Below are 17,161 nucleotides of genomic sequence, written 5' to 3'. Positions count from 1 at the left end.
TTCCCGCGGCGGAAAAATCCCCGCCCAAAGCCAAGGACAATCATTATGACCGACAATCCGGTTTTCGAGCGTATCCAGAAGGACATCAACGATAACGATATCGTCGTGTTCATGAAGGGGACTGCGATGTTCCCGCAGTGTGGTTTCTCTGCTGCTGTTGTTCAAGTCATGGCTGAACTTGGTGTTCAGTTCAAAGACATCAACGTTCTGGTTGACCCGGCAATCCGTCAGGGCATCAAGGACTTTTCAAACTGGCCGACCATTCCGCAGCTTTACGTCAAGGGCGAGTTCCTTGGTGGCTGTGACATCGTCCGTGAGATGTTTGCATCGGGCGAATTGGCCCAGCACCTTAAAGAAAAGGGCGTTGCGGTCGCTGCCTAAGGCACCTGACCGGCATCCCAAAGAATTTAAAACGCGCTGTGCTTTGGCCAGCGCGTTTTTTCATACATGCATGTTACCAATGCGGTCGGCCTTGACGCATCATCTTACGCGCCAACGCCACACCTTCTGCGATCATAACCGCATGTGTCGTGAAACTATTTCTTGATGCTCACCCCAAATGTCCCCATCTTTGTCAGATAGAATTCTGCGCGTAACAGGGGATAATGAGCGGGATGAAATCAGCAATCAAAACAACGATCTGTATGGCACTTTGGCTTTTTGCCATTTGCGTCATCACCCCGCCTCCCCCCGCACATGCGCAAATGGCCGCCGTTGCCGCGATGGCCGGTTCGGGCGATGATGATCAAACCAGCATTGATCCAGCAACTCCCACCGACGATGCCGCAGCAAACGCTTTTAGCTATTACGGATTCCTTGACGCGGGTGTCGCGCGTACCAAAGAACGGATTGAACGCACCATAGAAGGCCTCTCGGCCTTCCCCAATGAACTTGATGCCACTGGCACCTTCATGTCGTCTGACATGGGACGCACCGGGCTGATGAAGTTGATCCTCTTTACCGCTGTTTTTGTTGCTGTCGGGGTGATTGCTGAAATCATCTATCGCCGGGTGGCGGCTCCGATGTGCGCCCATCTTGAAGCGCAGTCCCCCGTCAAATTTACGGATCGCCTCAAACAGATTGTCACGCTTTGCGTTCTGTCGCTGCTTTCGCTTGGTGTGTTTGCCATCGGATCGATCGGGACGTTCATGATTTTTGACTGGCCGCCGATTATGAAAAGCGCGCTGATGTCGCTTTTGATGGCGTTTTTCCTGCTGCGCATCCTCATGATCATTCTGCAATTCCTGTTCGCACCCAAGGCCGAAGGCCTGCGCATGATCAATGTTGATCCGCATACTGCCGCAGTTCTGACCCGCAGCCTGACACTGGCCGCAGGCGTTTCACTGTTTTCCTTTGGCCTCGCCGGTGTGTTTAGTGCTGCCCCCACCATGGTTCTGGGCGATATCATCCTGTTTGATATTGCCGTGGTGATTTCGGTGATTTCATTTTGTGTTGCCGCTGTTTCGCTTGGCCGCTTTTTTGCCGCGAACAAAGTCAGCGGCAATGTTGAAAAGCTTGCCTTGCCAACGTCCATCGCACGGCTTTGGCCCGTCATTGTCTGTGCGTGGCTGGTTCTGGTTGGTGGCGTTGCGGTCATTGGGGCCGAACGGATGCTAAAGGCCCTGCTGGCGATTGGCCTTGCCTGCCTGTTTGATGTCATCCTGCGCAATATCATCGAAAGCCAGCATCACAAGAAGGTCCTGATCGCCGATCAGGAAGCCGCCGACAAAAATGCCGCCGCACTGGCACATGCGACCGAACATGACGAAGAGTTCGAACCGGTAAAACCAAACCACCCGGTCTTTACCAAGGTTCTTAAACGTGGCGTGCGGTTGCTCGCCCTTGTATTTGTTCTGGCCAGTATGTGGCGCATCTGGGGTCTTGATCGTCTTGCCACGGCCAACGATGCCGGGATACTTGCCCGCATCATTGATGCCTCGACCGAGATCATCATGATCTTGCTGATTGCTGATCTGATCTGGTCGCTGATCAAGGCGTTTCTTGATGAACGCATGAATGCCTCAGGAGGCGATCACGGCAACGATGAAGGCGGTGGCACCGGCCTATCGCGGATTGAAACGCTGCTGCCGCTGCTTAAGAACTTTTCCTTCACGGTCATCGTCATCATGGTCACCATGGTCACATTGTCGTCCCTTGGCGTTGATATCGGCCCGCTGATTGCCGGTGCTGGCGTGGTTGGTCTGGCCCTTGGCTTTGGCAGTCAGGCGCTTGTGCGCGACGTTGTGGCGGGTGTGTTCTTCCTGCTCGATGATGCGTTCCGGCTTGGCGAATATATCGAGGTGGAAAACCTGCGCGGACGGGTGGAAAACATCTCGATCCGCTCGATGCAATTGCGCCATCACCGCGGTCCGTTGCAAACTGTACCGTTTGGCGAAATTAAATCCATCGTCAACCACAGCCGCGACTGGGTGATTGTCAAACTTGAATTCCGCGTGCCGTTCGAAACCGACGTCAACAAGATCAAAAAGCTGATCAAGAAACTCTCGGCCGACTTGCTGGAAGATCCGCTGATTGGCGACAGCTTCATCGAACCGCTGAAATCGCAAGGCGTGCGTCGGATGGAAGAATTCAACATGGTGATCGGGTTGAAATACACCTCAAAACCGGGCGAACAATTCACCATCCGCAAAGCCGTCTATCAAAGCGTGCTTGCGATGTTCAAGGAAAACGGCATCCAGATGGCATCGCGCAATGTGAAGGTCGATGTGCCGCCCGATGCTACGCCCGAACAAAAAAGCGAAGCCGTTGCGGCTGCGGCCCAGCAGGCCTCCGAACAGCTCAACCCACCAAAACCGTAACCAGTCGGTTCGATCCCAACGTCGCGAACGTAAAACAGCCCGGTGCCGTCCATCTGCACCGGGCTGTTTTGTATGTTGGACCCGCTGGCCGCACCCTAAGGCGCAATCGCCAAGCCCTTCGTAAAACAGAGATGTTAGCGCTAACATGGTCTAAGACGCCGACCCTTTAGACAAACAAAAACGCCCGCTGTTTCCAGCGGGCGTTTCGTATGGATCGTCGCGAAATCCGGTAAGGATTAACGCGAGTAGAATTCGATGACCAGATTCGGCTGCATCTGAACCGGGTAAGGAATTTCTGCGAATTTCGGTACGCGAACGAAGGTGCCTTTGAAGGCCTTCGCGTCAACGTCGAGATATTCCGGAACGTCACGTTCGTTCAGGGTCGCAGCTTCGATAACCATCGGGATTTCACGTGAAGCCTGTTTGACTTCAACAACGTCACCTTCTTTAACGAGGAATGACGGAATGGTCACTTTCTTGCCGTTGACAAGAATATGACCGTGGTTAACGAACTGACGCGCAGCAAAAACGGTCGGAACGAATTTCATGCGGTAGATCACAGCATCAAGGCGCTGTTCAAGAATACCAACGAGGGTTTCGGAGGTATCACCCGGACGACGCGATGCTTCTTTGAAGTAACGCAGGAACTGTTTTTCAGAGATGGAACCGTAGTAGCCTTTGAGCTGCTGTTTGGCGAACAGCTGGATACCGAAATCGGTCGGTTTTTTACGGCGGGTTGCGCCGTGCATGCCCGGTGCATATTCGCGCTTGTTCAGCGGCGATTTTGCACGACCCCAAAGGTTCACACCAAGGCGGCGGTCAATCTTATGCTTTGCAGCAATACGTTTCGACATTTGATAACTCTCTTTTTTAAGATCACTTTATTGTCCCGATAGTTTCCGTAACCCCAAACGCTTTAACAGCAGGACATACGGAACGGGGACGAAAACACCTGTTTCGACCCACTTTCTCGGAAGTAAGGCGCAATATAGAGATGATTGACCAAGAGTCAAACATTAATCACCGCATCCAAGCCCTGCATTTCTGCCGCTCTCTGATGCTTTGGCAGATCGCTTCTATGACCTGAATATCATCAGGCGAAACCAACCTCCCACCCCATAGGGTTTCACGGTCTAACCCGCTGGAATATATCGGGTAAGACCGTTCAATCCTGCGGCTTGTACTTCCCACCGCGCATGGCAACAATCATCCCGCGCAAGGTCTGGACTTCCTGGTGGGTCAGGTTGGACCTGTTAAAAATATTGCGGATGTTGCGCGCCATGTTGGGACGCTTGGCTTCAACACGGTAAAACCCGGACTCATAAAGTTCGTGTTCAAGATGAACAAACAGCCGCTCCAGATCTTCCTTGGTGGCCGGGAACGTATCATTCATCAGCATCTGATAATCGGGCACGTCAACACCAGCCTGCCACCATTCATACCCGATCAATAAAACCGCCTGCGCAAGGTTAAGCGACGTAAATCCGGGGTTCAACGGCACGGTAACAACAGCATCGGCCATCGCAATATGTTCGTTGCGCACCCCTGTCCGTTCCGGCCCAAACAACACGCCAACCTTTTCACCCTTGGCAACAACGCTGCGCAATTCGGGTGCCAGCCCCTTGGGCGTAAAGACCGGCTTGATTGCATCGCGGGTGCGCGCGGTTGTCACATAGACCCGGTTTAAATCGGCAACCGCATCTTCGTCGCGCTCAAACACCTTGGCATTGTCGATCACGATGTCTGCACCAGCCGCATTCGCAGTTGCGCGTTCATTGGGCCAGCCATCGCGGGGACGCACCAGGCGCAGATCAACCAGCCCGCAATTGAGCATCGCGCGCGCAGCCTTGCCGATATTGTCGCCAAGCTGCGGTTCAATCAGAATGATCACTGGCGGATTGGCAATGCCACCCGTTTCGGGAATAGCAGCACCTCGGGCGTCGCTCATCGCGTGGTTTCTCCGGTCGTCAAAGAAAGTCTGGGTACCGACATTCGGTCAATATTGGCGTTTCTTTAGCAAAAGCCAACTGGCAACGCCAGCATCCTTTGCGCCCCCACTCATCCCCAAAACAGCAAAACGGCCAGACAGAAAAACTGCCCGGCCGTTTAAATGACACCAACTGTCTTGAGCGAACGTCTTAGCCGTGCTGGCTGCGCACGCCGGACTTAAACAGCTTATAGGTAATTGAATCACGCAATGCGTTATAGGACGCCTCGATAATGTTGGTTGAAACGCCAACCGTAGACCAATTATGCCCTTCTGAATCCCGGCTTTCAATCATCACACGGGTCATTGCACGCGTGCCATCGCCACGCGTAATGATGCGTACCTTGTAATCGATCAGCTCGATTTGTTGAACGGCTTCAACATATTCTGGCACCGTCAAAAGCACCTTCCGCAGGGCCGCATCAAGCGCGTTGACCGGACCATTACCCTCGGCAACCGACATAAATTGATTTTCGCCGACAACGACCTTCACAGTTGCTTCGGACATAGTGATAACTTGTTCTTCCTGCTCATCACCCCATCGACGTTCATCAATCACCCGGAACGATGTGACTCGGAAATACCGAACCAACTCTCCCATAGCTTTGCGCGCCAAAAGTTCGAAACTTGCCTCCGCCCCGTCATAGGCATAGCCATCAAATTCACGCTGTTTTACATTTTCAACCAGCTTGCCAACCGCTTCAGATTTTGGGTCGACTTCCACCCCGATTTCACGGAACCGTGCCAGAATGTTTGACCGCCCGGCTTGATCCGACACCAGAATATGGCGCCGATTGCCAATCAATTCAGGTTCGACATGCTCGTAACAAGCCGGGTTCTTTTCCACGGCCGACACATGTAAGCCACCTTTGTGGGCAAAAGCGCTGTCGCCAACATATGCGGCCTGACGGGTCGGGTCACGGCTTAGCCGTTCATCAAGAATATGCGAAATCCGGCGCAACTGGGTCAGTTGTTCTTTTGAAACACCAACATCAAATCCCATTTTCAGCATCAGGGTCGGAATGATCGAAATCAGGTTGGCGTTGCCACACCGTTCCCCCAACCCATTCAACGTTCCCTGTACTTGACGCGCGCCGGCACGGACGGCGGCCAGTGAATTGGCCACCGCATTTTCCGTATCATTGTGGCAATGAATACCAACGTGGCCACCGGGGATCTGGCTGCAAACATCGGTTACGATATCAAAAATCTCGTCGGGCAGCGTGCCACCATTGGTGTCACACAAAACAACCCAGCGTGCCCCTGCTTCATAGGCGGCCTTGATCGCGGATAACGCATAGTCGCGGTTGGCTTTATAACCATCAAAGAAATGTTCAGCATCGAACATCACTTCGGACACTTTGGTTTTAAGATGCGCGACGGAATCCGCGATCATCGCCAGGTTTTCATCAAGTTCGATACCAAGGGCCTCGGTCACCTGAAAATCCCAGCTTTTCCCGACCATGCAGACAATCGGTGCATTCTGCGCCAAAGTCGCAAGCCCCGGATCATTCGATGCCGACCGCCCGGCACGGCGTGTCATGCCAAAGGCCGTCAGCTTGGAATTCTTCAATTTCGGCGGGTTGGCAAAGAATGCGTCATCGGTTGGATTGGCCCCGGGCCAGCCGCCTTCAATATAGTCAATCGACAATTCGTCCAGCGCCTTGGCAATTGCGGTTTTATCTGCGGCCGAAAAATCCACGCCCTGGGTTTGCTGCCCATCACGCAAGGTACTGTCATAAAGATAGACGCGCTTGTCTGACATATTCATTCCAACTGATCGTAGTCTTTCGAATCCAGAAACCGACCGGCCCCGGCGAGTCAGGCAAATTGCCGGAAAAGTGCCATCAGCGCAACAGCATTACGCAAATCCGACAATCGGAGCCGTTTTCCACTCATTTCGGTGGAAATACCCCTCTTTAGGATAGCAAACCTGTCCCCTTGGACTGTTGCGCCCCTCCTTATTCAATGCTTAACTCTACCATACATTGCAAAGTGTTTGGTTGCTGCTCCACCAATTGATGTAACCATCCACTGTCAAAGGACAAACGCCATGGCATTGAAAGCCACCACCGGCATCGACGTCATGATGCTTGCAGGGCTGACTTGGGAAAGATCAGGTAAGAACTGCTGGACGGCAACGGACCGGTTTGCCCATTACACCATTTTCCGCGACATTGACCAACGCTGGTACGGCGAATGGGAACGTGACGGGGAAAAAACCCGTGCCGACTGGTCATGCCCCATTTTGGAAACCTTTGCCGAATATATGGTTGATCACGCACGCCGTCAGCCAAACGAAAACGCCCACTAAGCCTACGCCATTGGACGCGCTTCACCTCTCCTCGCGACACCACCGTTTTTAATCATTTATGTGCGGCCAATGACGTGCGCCCGACAGGAAGATGACATTTTTTCTGTTATGTGATCGATGATCTGTTCTTGCGTTTGCTGTCACAGCGATTATGTGATGGACCATCACACGGTTTCATAACGCAAGGAAAATTCATGACGGACGCCATCCCTTTGCAGATCGACATTGTTTCAGACGTGGTCTGCCCATGGTGCATTATCGGCTACAAAAACCTCGAAGAAGCCGTTGCGCGACTGGATGGGCAAGTTGACATCACAGTCCGCTGGCACCCTTATGAGCTGAACCCGAATATGGGACCAGAAGGCCAAGACCTTTCCGAACATATCACCGAAAAATACGGCTTAAGCCCCGATCAAAGTGCAGATAACCGCGCACGGATCACCATGATGGGTGAAAATGTTGACTTTCCGATCCATTTCAGCTCCGACAGCCGCATCTACAATACGTTTGATGCCCACCGTCTGCTCTATTGGGCGGGTAAGGAAGGCAAAAAAGCACAGCAAACAGCCCTGACACTGGCCCTTTTCACCGCCTACTTCCAGGACGGCGAAAATCCCGGTGACCACGGGGTTCTGAACCGCGCTGTCGAAGAAGTCGGTCTGTCACCGGAACGTGCGGCCGAAATTCTGGCGAGTGATGAATTCGCCAAAGAAGTCCGCGCCGAGGAAGAAGAATTCGGCAATGCCGGCATCAGTTCGGTGCCGACTTATGTGGTTAATGGCAAGTTCGCCATTTCCGGCGGCCACCCGCCAGAAGTTTTCGAACAGGCGCTGAGCGAAATTGCCCGTCAGGGAGATGAAATTCTCGCTGATGCAGAGGCCAACCAGTAAGCCTTACAGAACTGAACGCCCCATAAAAAAAGAGCCCCAGCAAAATGCTCGGGCTCTTTTTTGCGCTTGGGATCAAGGCGACGTATCGAAACCTAGGGCAGGTAATCGGCCATTTCGGCATTAAAATAGGTTTTCGACCGGGGGCCGGTGATGATCGGATCAATCCGACGCACACATTCCTTGTAATGCTCGGTCTGGCGATGGGCCTGAAAATCGTCGTCAGAACGAAACACTTCGTAGATCATGAATTTGTGTTCGTTTTCTGGATCGCGCAGCACATCAAAACGAAGGTTACCCTCTTCGTGCGCACGCGTTCCTTCGTAATTGATGCGGAACGCTTCGATGAACTCATCGACATGGCCCAGCTTAACTTCGATATGCACCATTTGTACAAGCATGATGTGTCCTGTTTTTGTTTCTTGCGTTTAAATCAATTGCCGTGCGGGATTAAAGCCCCGGCGCTTTCCACATAGAGGTCGTCACCCCCTGATCGACCAATTGGCGCTGTGCGGCATATGCCTGCGCCCAGCGATCGCCCAACTCGTCATAAGCAGATTTAAGGGCCGCATTGGGCTCAAACGTGTTTTCCCACCGCACCCATTCCCGACCAAGGGCGGCCAGATCGTTATGAAGTCCGCCGCCAACGGCCGCTGCCGCGGCACAGCCAAGCGCGGTTGCTTCTTTAATCACCGGGGTTGCAACGGGAATGCCCGCCACATCGGCCAGCATCTGCGACCAATGCGGGCTTTTGGCGGCCCCGGCGGCAAAGACGATCTTGTCCGGGCGCTGACCACTTAGCGCGAAAATCGCATCAAGGTTGCGGGCCGCAACGATGCAGGCATTTTCCTGCAAGGCGCGGAACAAAACAGCCTTGCCTGATTTTGCCGGATCAATACTGAGATTCAGGAACGAAGGTGCTGCGTGATACCAACTGCCATATCGCATCACATCGGAAAAAATCGGGATCACACCGTACGCACCAAGCGGTACGTCCTTCGACAGCTTTTCCAGCAGGGTATAGGCCTTGCCCGGATCATCAACCTTGGCCAATTCTTCCTGGCCAAACGCATCGCGGAACCAGCGCATCACCGCCCCAACAAAGAAGCTGATGGCTTCGGCCTGATTAAGCCCGGTAATCACATGCGGGTTGATCCGCAAATTCATCGACGGATCAATCAGACTGGAATCAACATTGACAATCTGCTGCCAGAACGTGCCGCCCAAAACCGCACAATCGCCGATCCCGGTCACACCCAGCCCCGCCGTGCCAAGCTGGCAATCGCCACCACCGACAACAACGGTTGTTTTTGTTGACAACCCGGTTTCAGACGCGGCCTTTGCCGTCACATGCCCAACCGCCGTGCCCGTTTCATGGGCGGGCGGGAAAATATCATCGCGCAGACCCACCGCGCGCATGGCATCTGGCAGCCAGTTGCGTTCGCGCAAACCGAAAATACCGGTCGTCCCGGCATTGGACGGATCAGACGCAATCACGCCTGACAGTCGGGCAACAACCCAATCTGACAACATCGCAATGCGATCAATCTTGTCATAGATATCGGGCATCTGTTGGCGCAGCCAAAGAAGCCGTGGCAACGCGCCAAGGGCAAAGGTCTGGCCAGTCTGTTTATAAAGGTCTTCCTCAACGCCGGGGAATTCATCCTTAAGCTGGCGCACCTGATTGACGGCCCGGCCATCAACGTTCGCACAGGCCCAAATTTCCTGACCATCCTTATCAAACGCGACAATTGCCTCGCGCATGGATGTTGCACTGACCGCGGCAATATCATCGCCACTAATCTTTGCTTCTGACAGCGCGCCTGCAATGCAGTCACAAATTAGCTGCCAGTTGCCATCAACATCGAAATCCATTGAACCGGGAAAACGCGGATCTTCCTTGTGCCACCATTCACGCTGGCACGACCCACGTTGATTTCCGTCTTGATCAAATACCACTGCCCGACCGCTGCCTGTTCCGGCATCAATCGCAAGCAGGTAATCACCCGCTGACATTTCCTAGACGTCCTCCAACAATTTTTCTGCCGTTTTTTCATCCGTAATCAGGATGTTCAACATATTTTCCTTTAAGGGCGGCACGAATGGCGCGCACCTTTGCTTCCCCGCCCGCAGCGGCAATCACATTCTTGGATTTATTAAGCGATGCCAGCCGCGCCCCAATCACGCGTTCATGCAGCGAAAGATCGAGCACATCGCCGTTATCATCAAAAAACTGGCACAAGATATCGCCAACAGCGCCCTTGCGGCGCAGCGGTTCAACCTCGTCAGGCGTGACATAGCCACTGCGCACAACGGTCGAATCGCTATTGAGCTCGCCAATCCCCACCAGCTGATAGGCCGCATTCATCGCCATTTCGAGAACATTGGAAATGCCTGGTTCCCCCATCAGGGCCGATGCCACTGACGCGTCAGATACCACCAAGGGTGCGGGTAAAAGATGCACGCTGCTGCCCCAGTTGGCTGTCCGCATGCCATCGACATAGGTCGCAACACCGCCGGTCAAACTCACCAGCGACACATTGCGTTCATTTGCCATATGGCCAAGACGCTGGATGGTGTGACTAACCGTCGAGCCCCAGCCAACCGCGAGCAAATCATCACTGCCCAACCGCTGCATCAGGAACTGGGCCGCTGCCTGCCCCAGACGTTCATTGAGATCGCCATTTTCAAGATTGGGCACGACACGTACTTCGCGAAGGCCCCAAACATCCTGAAGACGCTGCTCGTATTCAAGGCACCCCTGATGGCGCGAATTAATCCGAACCTGAATGATGCCGGTGCGTTGACCACTTTCGAGCATGCGCGACACCTTGATCCGCGACAGACCAAGCTTGTCGCCGATTTCGCCCTGGGTCATGCCGTCGTTGTAGTAGTACCATGCAATACGGGTTAGAGTTTCCTCCTCCGCGTCCGCATAGCTCCAGTCACTTCCTTCCGACGCCATTTTCATATCCCTGCATCTTGACGATCTGTTCATTTGATTATTCATAAAACAAATGATCACGTCAACCATTGTCAGCGCCACTTCAAATTGCAGCTATTTATGCTGCGATGCAGCGTTAAATTTGGCTCATTATGGTCATATATTTACCTTCCTGTTTAAAAAATCATGGTTGTTGACGGATTTGGAATCATGTGATCAAATGTTTCTCATAAAAACAAATGAACAGGCCTCTAGGGATGGAAAACAACATAGAACCCCGGACATCGGTCCGTGTTACCGACATATGGAAATCCTATGGCGGCACAGCGGTCCTTAAGGGAATCAACATCGAACTGCTCGCAGGTCAGGTTCACGCGCTTTTGGGCGGGAACGGTGCGGGCAAGTCAACTTTGATGAAAACAATTGCCGGCCTGGTCAGCCCCGATCAGGGATCGGTGGAAATCAATGAACAGGTTCTGGGGTCTGCGTCCCCCGCTGCGGCTCAGGCGCTTGGCCTTTATCTTGTGCCGCAAGAAGCGCACATCCTGCCCAATCAATCTGTCTTGGAAAATATCTGCCTTGGCCTAAAAGCCAAACCGCGTGCGCTGCGCGACCAAGCAGAAGCCCTGCTGCGCGATCTTGCGGTGTCGCTTGATCTTGATGCGCAGGCCGCCACCCTTGAAATTGCCGACCGCCAGATTGTTGAAATCATGCGCGGCCTGATCCGCAAGGCCAGTGTCCTTATTCTGGATGAGCCGACCTCGGCACTGACCCCGCATGAAGCAAACGCGCTTTTTGATCGTGTGCGTCAGTTGCAGGCACAAGGTGTTGGCATCTTCTTTATTTCCCACAAGCTGCGCGAAATCCGTGAAATATGCAGCGTCATCAGCGTTCTGCGTGATGGGGCGATTGTTCTGTCGGGTGCGCTTTCCGATTACGATGACAATCATATCGTCGAAGCTATGACCAAAACCGTGCAATCAGCCGCCCCCACCACACGCGCCAACACGGATGTCGATTTCGAAGCCCGCGACATTTTGCTTGAAATCGATGGCTTCAGTGGCGAAGGATTTCGCGATATTTCCTTCAATGTCCGGGCTGGTGAGATTGTCGGTCTGGCCGGGGTCGTCGGTGCAGGCCGCTCGGAACTGGCTGAAACCCTGTTTGGCTTGCGCGATGCGCGCAGTGGCACGCTCAATCTGCATGGTGCGCCACTGACCAAACGCTCCCCCCGCGATTGTGTCGATGCCGGGCTTGTCTATCTGCCCGAAGACCGTCAGCAAAACGGATTGTTTCTTGAAGCATCCCTTGGCTGGAACATGTCGAGCTACACCATGCATCGTCTTGGGTTCTTCCCCAAACGTCAGGCCGAAACGGCTGCATTTAACGCGTTCCGCGACAGCCTTGGCATCAAATGCGAAGGCGAAGATCAGTCCGTTGGCCGTCTTTCAGGCGGCAATCAGCAAAAAGTCCTGATGGCCAAATGTCTCGCCGCCGACCCCAAGGTTCTGATTTTGGATGAACCAACGCGCGGTGTTGACGTTGCGGCACGTAATGATATTTACCGACTGATCCACGAACTGGCGGCCAAGGGGCTTGGGGTTGTTCTGATTTCATCAGATTTTGACGAAATCGAACAGCTCGCAGACCGGGTTGTGGTGATGGCGCATGGTGTGCAATGCGGCGCGCTCGAACGTGATGCCGTCACGGTTGATGCTATTGCCCATCTTGCCTTCGAGTCCGGGAGCCCTTCACATGCTTGATTTCTTCGCACGCAACCGCGTGGCGACCCTGTGTGCTGTCACCGTTCTGGCGTTTTTGCTAATCGGCGCTGCGGCACCGGGCTATTTGTCGCTCTCGACAGCGTCTGTTGTCATGTCCAACAGCCTCGTTTTGATGTCGGTCGCCCTTGGCACCATGCTGGTGATCCTGACCCGCAATATTGATGTTTCAAGCGGTTCGGTACTTGGCCTTAGTGCCGTTGTGCTGGGTCTTATGCTTAATGACGGTCACAGCCTTGGCGTTGCCATTGCCGCCTGCCTTGTGACCGGTGCTGTTGCCGGGCTGATCAATGGTCTTTTGGTGACCATGCTCAATGTGCCATCGATCATTGCGACGCTGGGCACACTTGGCCTGTTTCGCGGTGTGATGCTGATCCTCACGGGTGGCAACTGGATCGAAGAACTGCCCCAGTCGCTTAAAGGATTGGCCATCAATGGGACCTTGGGCGTTTCCATCCTGACGGTGATTGTCGTGGTGGCCCTGATTATTGTCGGGATTTGCGTCCGCCAGACCCGTTTCGGGCGTTATTTCTATGCGGTTGGCGATAACCGCGAAGCATCCCGCCATCTCGGCATCCCGGTGAAACTCGTGCAAATCGCGGCCTTTGTCGCCGCGGGCGTTTTGGCCGCCATCGCCGGAATGATCTTTGCCGCACAGATCGGCTTCATCCCCAATCAGGCTGGTAACGGGCTGGAACTCAAAGCCATCGCCGCAAACGTTCTGGGCGGGGTTAGCCTTCTGGGCGGGACCGGCACGGTTCCGGGCATTTTTGTTGGGGTAATTTTCTTGACCTCAATCGACAGTGCGCTGGTGTTCTTGAAAATTCCGGCATTTTGGAATGATTTCATCGCCGGTGCGGTTTTGCTGTTGGTGCTGTTGCTCGATGGGCGTGTGCGCATGGCCGTTGACCGCGCCATCCGCGCCAAACGCTATGCCGTTCATCACCACACCAACACCAATCAACCCGACCAATCCAATACATCCAATCGCGATGGCGCATCCGCGTCCCGCCCGCAGGAGGCAGGTGAATGATCAAACGTTATCTTCTGCGCTGGGAAACCGCCCTTCTGTTCATGCTGATCGCCGAATTTGCGATCTTTGGCATGATCAATCCGCGCTTCCTTAATCTGTCAAACCTGCTTTACAGCACCAGCGACTTTGCCCAGATCGGCATCGTTGCCCTGCCGCTGACCATCGTGATCATCGCGGGCGGGATTGATGTGTCCTTTGCGTCTGCTGTTGGCTTGTGCGCGATCGTGTTTGGCATTGCCAACTTCTTTGGTATGCCGCTGCCGATTTCCATTCTGGCGTCCCTTTTGACCGGTGCGATGGCGGGCCTGTTTAACGCCACCATGATCCATGTCTCACGCATCCAGCCGCTGGTTGTCACCCTTGGCAGTCTGTACCTGTTTGGCGGTGCGGCAACGGTTCTGTCGGGTGTTGTAGGTGCAGGCGGCTATGAAGGGATCGGCAACTTCCCCGATGTCTTTACGTCCTTTGCCTATGTTGAACTGACCGGTCTGCCCGCACCGTTTTTGGTGTTGCTGGTCGAAGCCTTGATCTTGTTTATCGTTTTGCACTATTCGCGCTTTGGCCGGTCGGTCTTTATGTGCGGGCTCAGCGAACATGCCGCGCGCTATAGCGGCCTTCGCATCAAAACGATCCAAACCATCACCTATGTCCTGACCGGCGTTTTTGCTGCGGTCGCAGGGCTTGTTTTGTCGTCCTATTTTGGATCGGCGCGTGTTGATCTTGGCACGGCAACATTGTTGCCCGCGATCACGGCGGCCGTTCTTGGTGGGGCCTCTATCTACGGTGGGCAGGGGTCGATTGTCGGCACCCTTCTGGCCACCCTGGTCATCGGTTATCTGCAGCAAGGCCTGCAAATGAGCGGTGTTCCCAGTCAGATTTCCAGTGCGCTCTCCGGTGCGTTGCTGGTGGTTGCGGTCGCATTGCGCCACGGAAGCGCAGTGTTGGCCGATTTTATAGCTGCGCGAATAATGGCGACGAACCGCAAACGCGCAGCATCATGAGGAGGAAAGAAATGTCAGGAAAAACTTTTAAATGGATGACTGCTGCGGCCTTTGCAGGCTCGCTTCTGGCAGCAGCTCCGGCCTTTGCCGAAAACCAGATCGCCTTTATCCCGAAACTGGTGGGCGTTGGCTTCTTCACCAGTGGCGGCAATGGTGCGACCACCGCAGGTAAGGAACTTGGGATTGATGTCACCTATGACGGCCCGACCGAACCAAGCGTTTCCGGTCAGGTCCAGTTCGTAAACAACTTCGTTAATCAGGGCTATAACGGCATTATCTTGTCGTCCGTCTCCCCGGATGGCCTGTGCCCGGCTCTGGAACGTGCGATGAAACGCGATGTTCTGGTCATGACCTGGGACAGCGACGTGAAACCGGAATGCCGCAGCTACTATATCAACCAAGGCACCCCGGAACAGCTTGGTGGTCTTTTGGTCAACATGGCCAATGACGGCGTCAAAAAAGAAAAGGCAAAAGTCGCCTTCTTCTATTCCAGCCCGACCGTCACCGATCAGAACGCCTGGGCAAATGCTGCCAAGGCCAAAATCGAAGCCGAACATCCGAGCTGGGAAGTTGTTACCACCCAGTATGGCTATAACGATGCGCAGAAATCTCTTCAGACCGCCGAAAGCATCCTCAAAGCTTACCCGGATCTTGACGCGATCATCGCACCCGATGCCAATGCCCTTCCAGCCGCAGCACAGGCTGCTGAAAACCTTGACCGCGCGGGCAAAGTTGCCATCGTTGGTTTCTCGACCCCGAATGTGATGCGCCCGTATGTCAAACGCGGCACGGTGGAGCGTTTTGGTCTTTGGGACGTTACCGAACAGGGTAAAATTTCAGTCTATGTTGCCAATCACGTTCTTGATAACGGCCCGATGAATGTGGGCGATACGCTCGATATTCCAGGTGTTGGCACCGTTGAAGTCTCCCCGAACAGTGTTCAGGGATACGAGTACGAAGCAGATGGCAACGGCATCATCCTGCTGCCAAACCGCACCGTCTTTACCAAAGACAATATCGACGACTTCGATTTCTGATCTTTGGACGAACGGGTACGGCCCTCCTGGGGGTGGGCCGTACCCGGATTTTCTTGCTGATTTTTTGATGGATTTACGGATACAGCCCGATGGAAAACCTTTGGAACGATAACGACGCGGCACGCTATGCCAATGACGCCAAAACAGCCGGTCAACCCGAAGCATTGGGCTTGCGCGTTTATACATCTCGCATCATCGGCCAGGTTGCCGACCTCGTCTTGCATGGCGGCGGCAACACCTCGGTAAAAGTAACCGATAATGACGGTAACGCCATCATGCATGTAAAAGGCAGCGGCTGGGATCTTGAAACCATCGAAGCCCCCGGCTTGCCTGCGGTGAAGCTCGCCCCACTTCACGCCGCACGCACAGAAAAAAAGCTTTCTGATCCGCAAATGGTTGCGCTTTTGCGCAGCAACCTGCTTGACCCCTCCGCGCCAAACCCGTCGGTCGAAGCCTTACTGCATGCCTATCTGCCGTTTGATTTTGTCGACCACACCCATTCCACTGCCGTCCTGGCCCTTGCCAACCAAGACAAATCCGAAGACATCATGCGCGAAATCTACGGCGACCGTCTGGCATTTCTGCCCTATGTCATGCCGGGCTACGACCTGTCGATTGCCGGTGCCGATCTTTTTGATCGTTTCCCCACTTGCGAAGGCCTGTGGCTTAAAAACCACGGATTGTTCACCTTTGGCACAACCGCCAAACAATCCTATGACCGTATGATTGATTTCGTCACCGATGCGGAAAACTATCTGACCGCCAAGGGCATTGCCCTTCCGGGACCAGAAACATCGGACCGCGATCTTGATCCAGCCATTGCCGATAAACTCAACACCGCCCTTCGTGCTGACGGCTCGCCCTTTGCCGATGCCATGGCGATGGATTTCCGAAGCACCCCATCGATCCGCAAATATCTGTCAAATGACGCGCTTGAAACCATTGCGGTGCGCGGCACGGCAACACCCGATCACGTGATCCGCATTAAACCGTTCCCGCTGATCATTGCTGCCGATGCCAGTCTTCAGGATATCGCGTCAGCGCTTGAGGATTACAAAGCCCGCTACCGCGCCTATTTCGAACGCAACGCCCCCAATGCCAGCGAAGAAAAAGTCATGCTTGATCCATGGCCGCGCATGGTCCTGATCAAGGGTCTTGGCCTTGTCGGGCTTGGTGCCAATGACAAGGCTGCGCGCATCGCAGGCGACCTTGGCGAACAAACCGCGCGCATCATCAATGCCGCCGAAGAAGTTGGAACGTTCCAGCCGATCAACGAGGCCGATCTGTTTGATATGGAATACTGGTCGCTTGAACAGGCAAAACTTCAGAAGAAATAACTCCCGCGGCTTCGGTGTTTT

At 54.0% G+C, this 17,161-nt stretch carries 15 protein-coding genes; 9 read left to right on the top strand and 6 right to left on the bottom strand.

Features of this window, described 5'->3' with window-relative positions:
• Nucleotides 1–45 precede the first annotated feature (45 nt).
• Nucleotides 46–381, top strand: a complete 336-nt coding sequence (gene grxD / locus AC0VXT_RS04145; RefSeq protein ID WP_022731825.1) for a Grx4 family monothiol glutaredoxin — start codon at nucleotides 46–48, stop codon at nucleotides 379–381.
• A gap of 233 nt (nucleotides 382–614) precedes the next feature.
• Nucleotides 615–2,819, top strand: coding sequence for a mechanosensitive ion channel family protein (locus AC0VXT_RS04140; protein ID WP_475547621.1), 2,205 nt, complete (start codon nucleotides 615–617; stop codon nucleotides 2,817–2,819).
• A gap of 236 nt (nucleotides 2,820–3,055) precedes the next feature.
• Here the strand turns inward: AC0VXT_RS04140 and rpsD are convergent, their stop codons facing one another.
• The 3 genes from rpsD to cimA all read right to left on the bottom strand — a co-directional run bounded on the left by rpsD (nucleotide 3,056) and on the right by cimA (nucleotide 6,571).
• A complete protein-coding gene (gene rpsD, locus AC0VXT_RS04135; protein ID WP_022731823.1) occupies nucleotides 3,056–3,673 on the bottom strand; it encodes a 30S ribosomal protein S4 in 618 nt (205 codons plus the stop codon).
• Nucleotides 3,674–3,984: 311 nt separating this feature from the next.
• Nucleotides 3,985–4,767, bottom strand: a complete 783-nt coding sequence (locus AC0VXT_RS04130; RefSeq protein WP_475547620.1) for an RNA methyltransferase — start codon at nucleotides 4,765–4,767, stop codon at nucleotides 3,985–3,987.
• A 190-nt stretch (nucleotides 4,768–4,957) separates the two neighbouring features.
• Complete coding sequence (gene cimA, locus AC0VXT_RS04125) at nucleotides 4,958–6,571, bottom strand: citramalate synthase (RefSeq protein ID WP_475547619.1); 1,614 nt, start codon at nucleotides 6,569–6,571, stop codon at nucleotides 4,958–4,960.
• 288 nt (nucleotides 6,572–6,859) lie between these two features.
• On the opposite strand from cimA, the gene AC0VXT_RS04120 reads away from it, so the two are divergent.
• Together AC0VXT_RS04120 and AC0VXT_RS04115 are read left to right on the top strand one after the other, a co-directional pair.
• Complete coding sequence (locus AC0VXT_RS04120) at nucleotides 6,860–7,120, top strand: hypothetical protein (RefSeq protein WP_022734021.1); 261 nt, start codon at nucleotides 6,860–6,862, stop codon at nucleotides 7,118–7,120.
• A 194-nt stretch (nucleotides 7,121–7,314) separates the two neighbouring features.
• A complete protein-coding gene (locus AC0VXT_RS04115; RefSeq protein WP_475547618.1) occupies nucleotides 7,315–8,010 on the top strand; it encodes a DsbA family oxidoreductase in 696 nt (231 codons plus the stop codon).
• A gap of 92 nt (nucleotides 8,011–8,102) precedes the next feature.
• On the opposite strand, the gene AC0VXT_RS04110 is transcribed toward AC0VXT_RS04115, so the two are convergent.
• The 3 genes from AC0VXT_RS04110 to AC0VXT_RS04100 are packed head-to-tail and all read right to left on the bottom strand — an operon-like array spanning nucleotide 8,103 to nucleotide 10,972.
• Nucleotides 8,103–8,408, bottom strand: a complete 306-nt coding sequence (locus AC0VXT_RS04110) for an antibiotic biosynthesis monooxygenase (protein WP_475547617.1) — start codon at nucleotides 8,406–8,408, stop codon at nucleotides 8,103–8,105.
• A gap of 49 nt (nucleotides 8,409–8,457) precedes the next feature.
• A complete protein-coding gene (gene lsrK, locus AC0VXT_RS04105) occupies nucleotides 8,458–10,023 on the bottom strand; it encodes an autoinducer-2 kinase (protein ID WP_475547616.1) in 1,566 nt (521 codons plus the stop codon).
• A 37-nt stretch (nucleotides 10,024–10,060) separates the two neighbouring features.
• Entirely contained in the window at nucleotides 10,061–10,972 is a 912-nt protein-coding gene (locus tag AC0VXT_RS04100) for a sugar-binding transcriptional regulator (RefSeq protein WP_475547615.1), read from the bottom strand.
• A 236-nt stretch (nucleotides 10,973–11,208) separates the two neighbouring features.
• On the opposite strand from AC0VXT_RS04100, the gene lsrA reads away from it, so the two are divergent.
• From lsrA to AC0VXT_RS04075, 5 genes are all read left to right on the top strand, one after another.
• Nucleotides 11,209–12,714: an autoinducer 2 ABC transporter ATP-binding protein LsrA gene (gene lsrA / locus AC0VXT_RS04095; RefSeq protein WP_475547614.1), complete on the top strand. Its 1,506-nt coding sequence runs from the start codon at nucleotides 11,209–11,211 to the stop codon at nucleotides 12,712–12,714.
• Complete coding sequence (gene lsrC, locus AC0VXT_RS04090; protein ID WP_475547613.1) at nucleotides 12,707–13,765, top strand: autoinducer 2 ABC transporter permease LsrC; 1,059 nt, start codon at nucleotides 12,707–12,709, stop codon at nucleotides 13,763–13,765. Before lsrA ends, lsrC begins: the two co-directional genes overlap by 8 nt.
• Entirely contained in the window at nucleotides 13,762–14,766 is a 1,005-nt protein-coding gene (locus tag AC0VXT_RS04085; RefSeq protein WP_475547612.1) for an ABC transporter permease subunit, read from the top strand. The genes lsrC and AC0VXT_RS04085 overlap by 4 nt, the downstream gene beginning before the upstream one ends.
• Nucleotides 14,767–14,777: 11 nt before the next feature.
• Nucleotides 14,778–15,803 carry an autoinducer 2 ABC transporter substrate-binding protein LsrB gene (gene lsrB / locus AC0VXT_RS04080; RefSeq protein WP_475547611.1) on the top strand — a complete coding sequence of 342 codons (1,026 nt, stop codon included), beginning with the start codon at nucleotides 14,778–14,780 and terminating at the stop codon, nucleotides 15,801–15,803.
• 89 nt (nucleotides 15,804–15,892) lie between these two features.
• On the top strand, nucleotides 15,893–17,140 hold the full coding sequence (locus AC0VXT_RS04075) for a class II aldolase/adducin family protein (protein WP_475547610.1): 1,248 nt from the start codon (nucleotides 15,893–15,895) through the stop codon (nucleotides 17,138–17,140).
• Nucleotides 17,141–17,161: the final 21 nt, after the last annotated feature.

The organism is Thalassospira sp. Z349TD_5 (genome assembly GCF_056173045.1).
The sequence above is the reverse complement of the archived record's forward strand: the minus strand, read 5'-3'. Positions and strand labels throughout refer to the sequence as shown.

Bases quoted from the DNA above. Each gene is read 5' to 3' on its own strand.
- lsrB (WP_475547611.1), top strand. From the start codon at position 14,778: ATGTCAGGAAAAACTTTTAAATGGATGACTGCTGCGGCCTTTGCAGGC.
- AC0VXT_RS04120 (WP_022734021.1), top strand. From the start codon at position 6,860: ATGGCATTGAAAGCCACCACCGGCATCGACGTCATGATGCTTGCAGGG.
- AC0VXT_RS04110 (WP_475547617.1), bottom strand. From the start codon at position 8,408: ATGCTTGTACAAATGGTGCATATCGAAGTTAAGCTGGGCCATGTCGAT.
- lsrA (WP_475547614.1), top strand. From the start codon at position 11,209: ATGGAAAACAACATAGAACCCCGGACATCGGTCCGTGTTACCGACATA.
- AC0VXT_RS04140 (WP_475547621.1), top strand. From the start codon at position 615: ATGAAATCAGCAATCAAAACAACGATCTGTATGGCACTTTGGCTTTTT.
- grxD (WP_022731825.1), top strand. From the start codon at position 46: ATGACCGACAATCCGGTTTTCGAGCGTATCCAGAAGGACATCAACGAT.
- AC0VXT_RS04130 (WP_475547620.1), bottom strand. From the start codon at position 4,767: ATGAGCGACGCCCGAGGTGCTGCTATTCCCGAAACGGGTGGCATTGCC.
- AC0VXT_RS04115 (WP_475547618.1), top strand. From the start codon at position 7,315: ATGACGGACGCCATCCCTTTGCAGATCGACATTGTTTCAGACGTGGTC.
- AC0VXT_RS04085 (WP_475547612.1), top strand. From the start codon at position 13,762: ATGATCAAACGTTATCTTCTGCGCTGGGAAACCGCCCTTCTGTTCATG.
- lsrC (WP_475547613.1), top strand. From the start codon at position 12,707: ATGCTTGATTTCTTCGCACGCAACCGCGTGGCGACCCTGTGTGCTGTC.
- AC0VXT_RS04075 (WP_475547610.1), top strand. From the start codon at position 15,893: ATGGAAAACCTTTGGAACGATAACGACGCGGCACGCTATGCCAATGAC.
- lsrK (WP_475547616.1), bottom strand. From the start codon at position 10,023: ATGTCAGCGGGTGATTACCTGCTTGCGATTGATGCCGGAACAGGCAGC.
- AC0VXT_RS04100 (WP_475547615.1), bottom strand. From the start codon at position 10,972: ATGGCGTCGGAAGGAAGTGACTGGAGCTATGCGGACGCGGAGGAGGAA.
- rpsD (WP_022731823.1), bottom strand. From the start codon at position 3,673: ATGTCGAAACGTATTGCTGCAAAGCATAAGATTGACCGCCGCCTTGGT.
- cimA (WP_475547619.1), bottom strand. From the start codon at position 6,571: ATGTCAGACAAGCGCGTCTATCTTTATGACAGTACCTTGCGTGATGGG.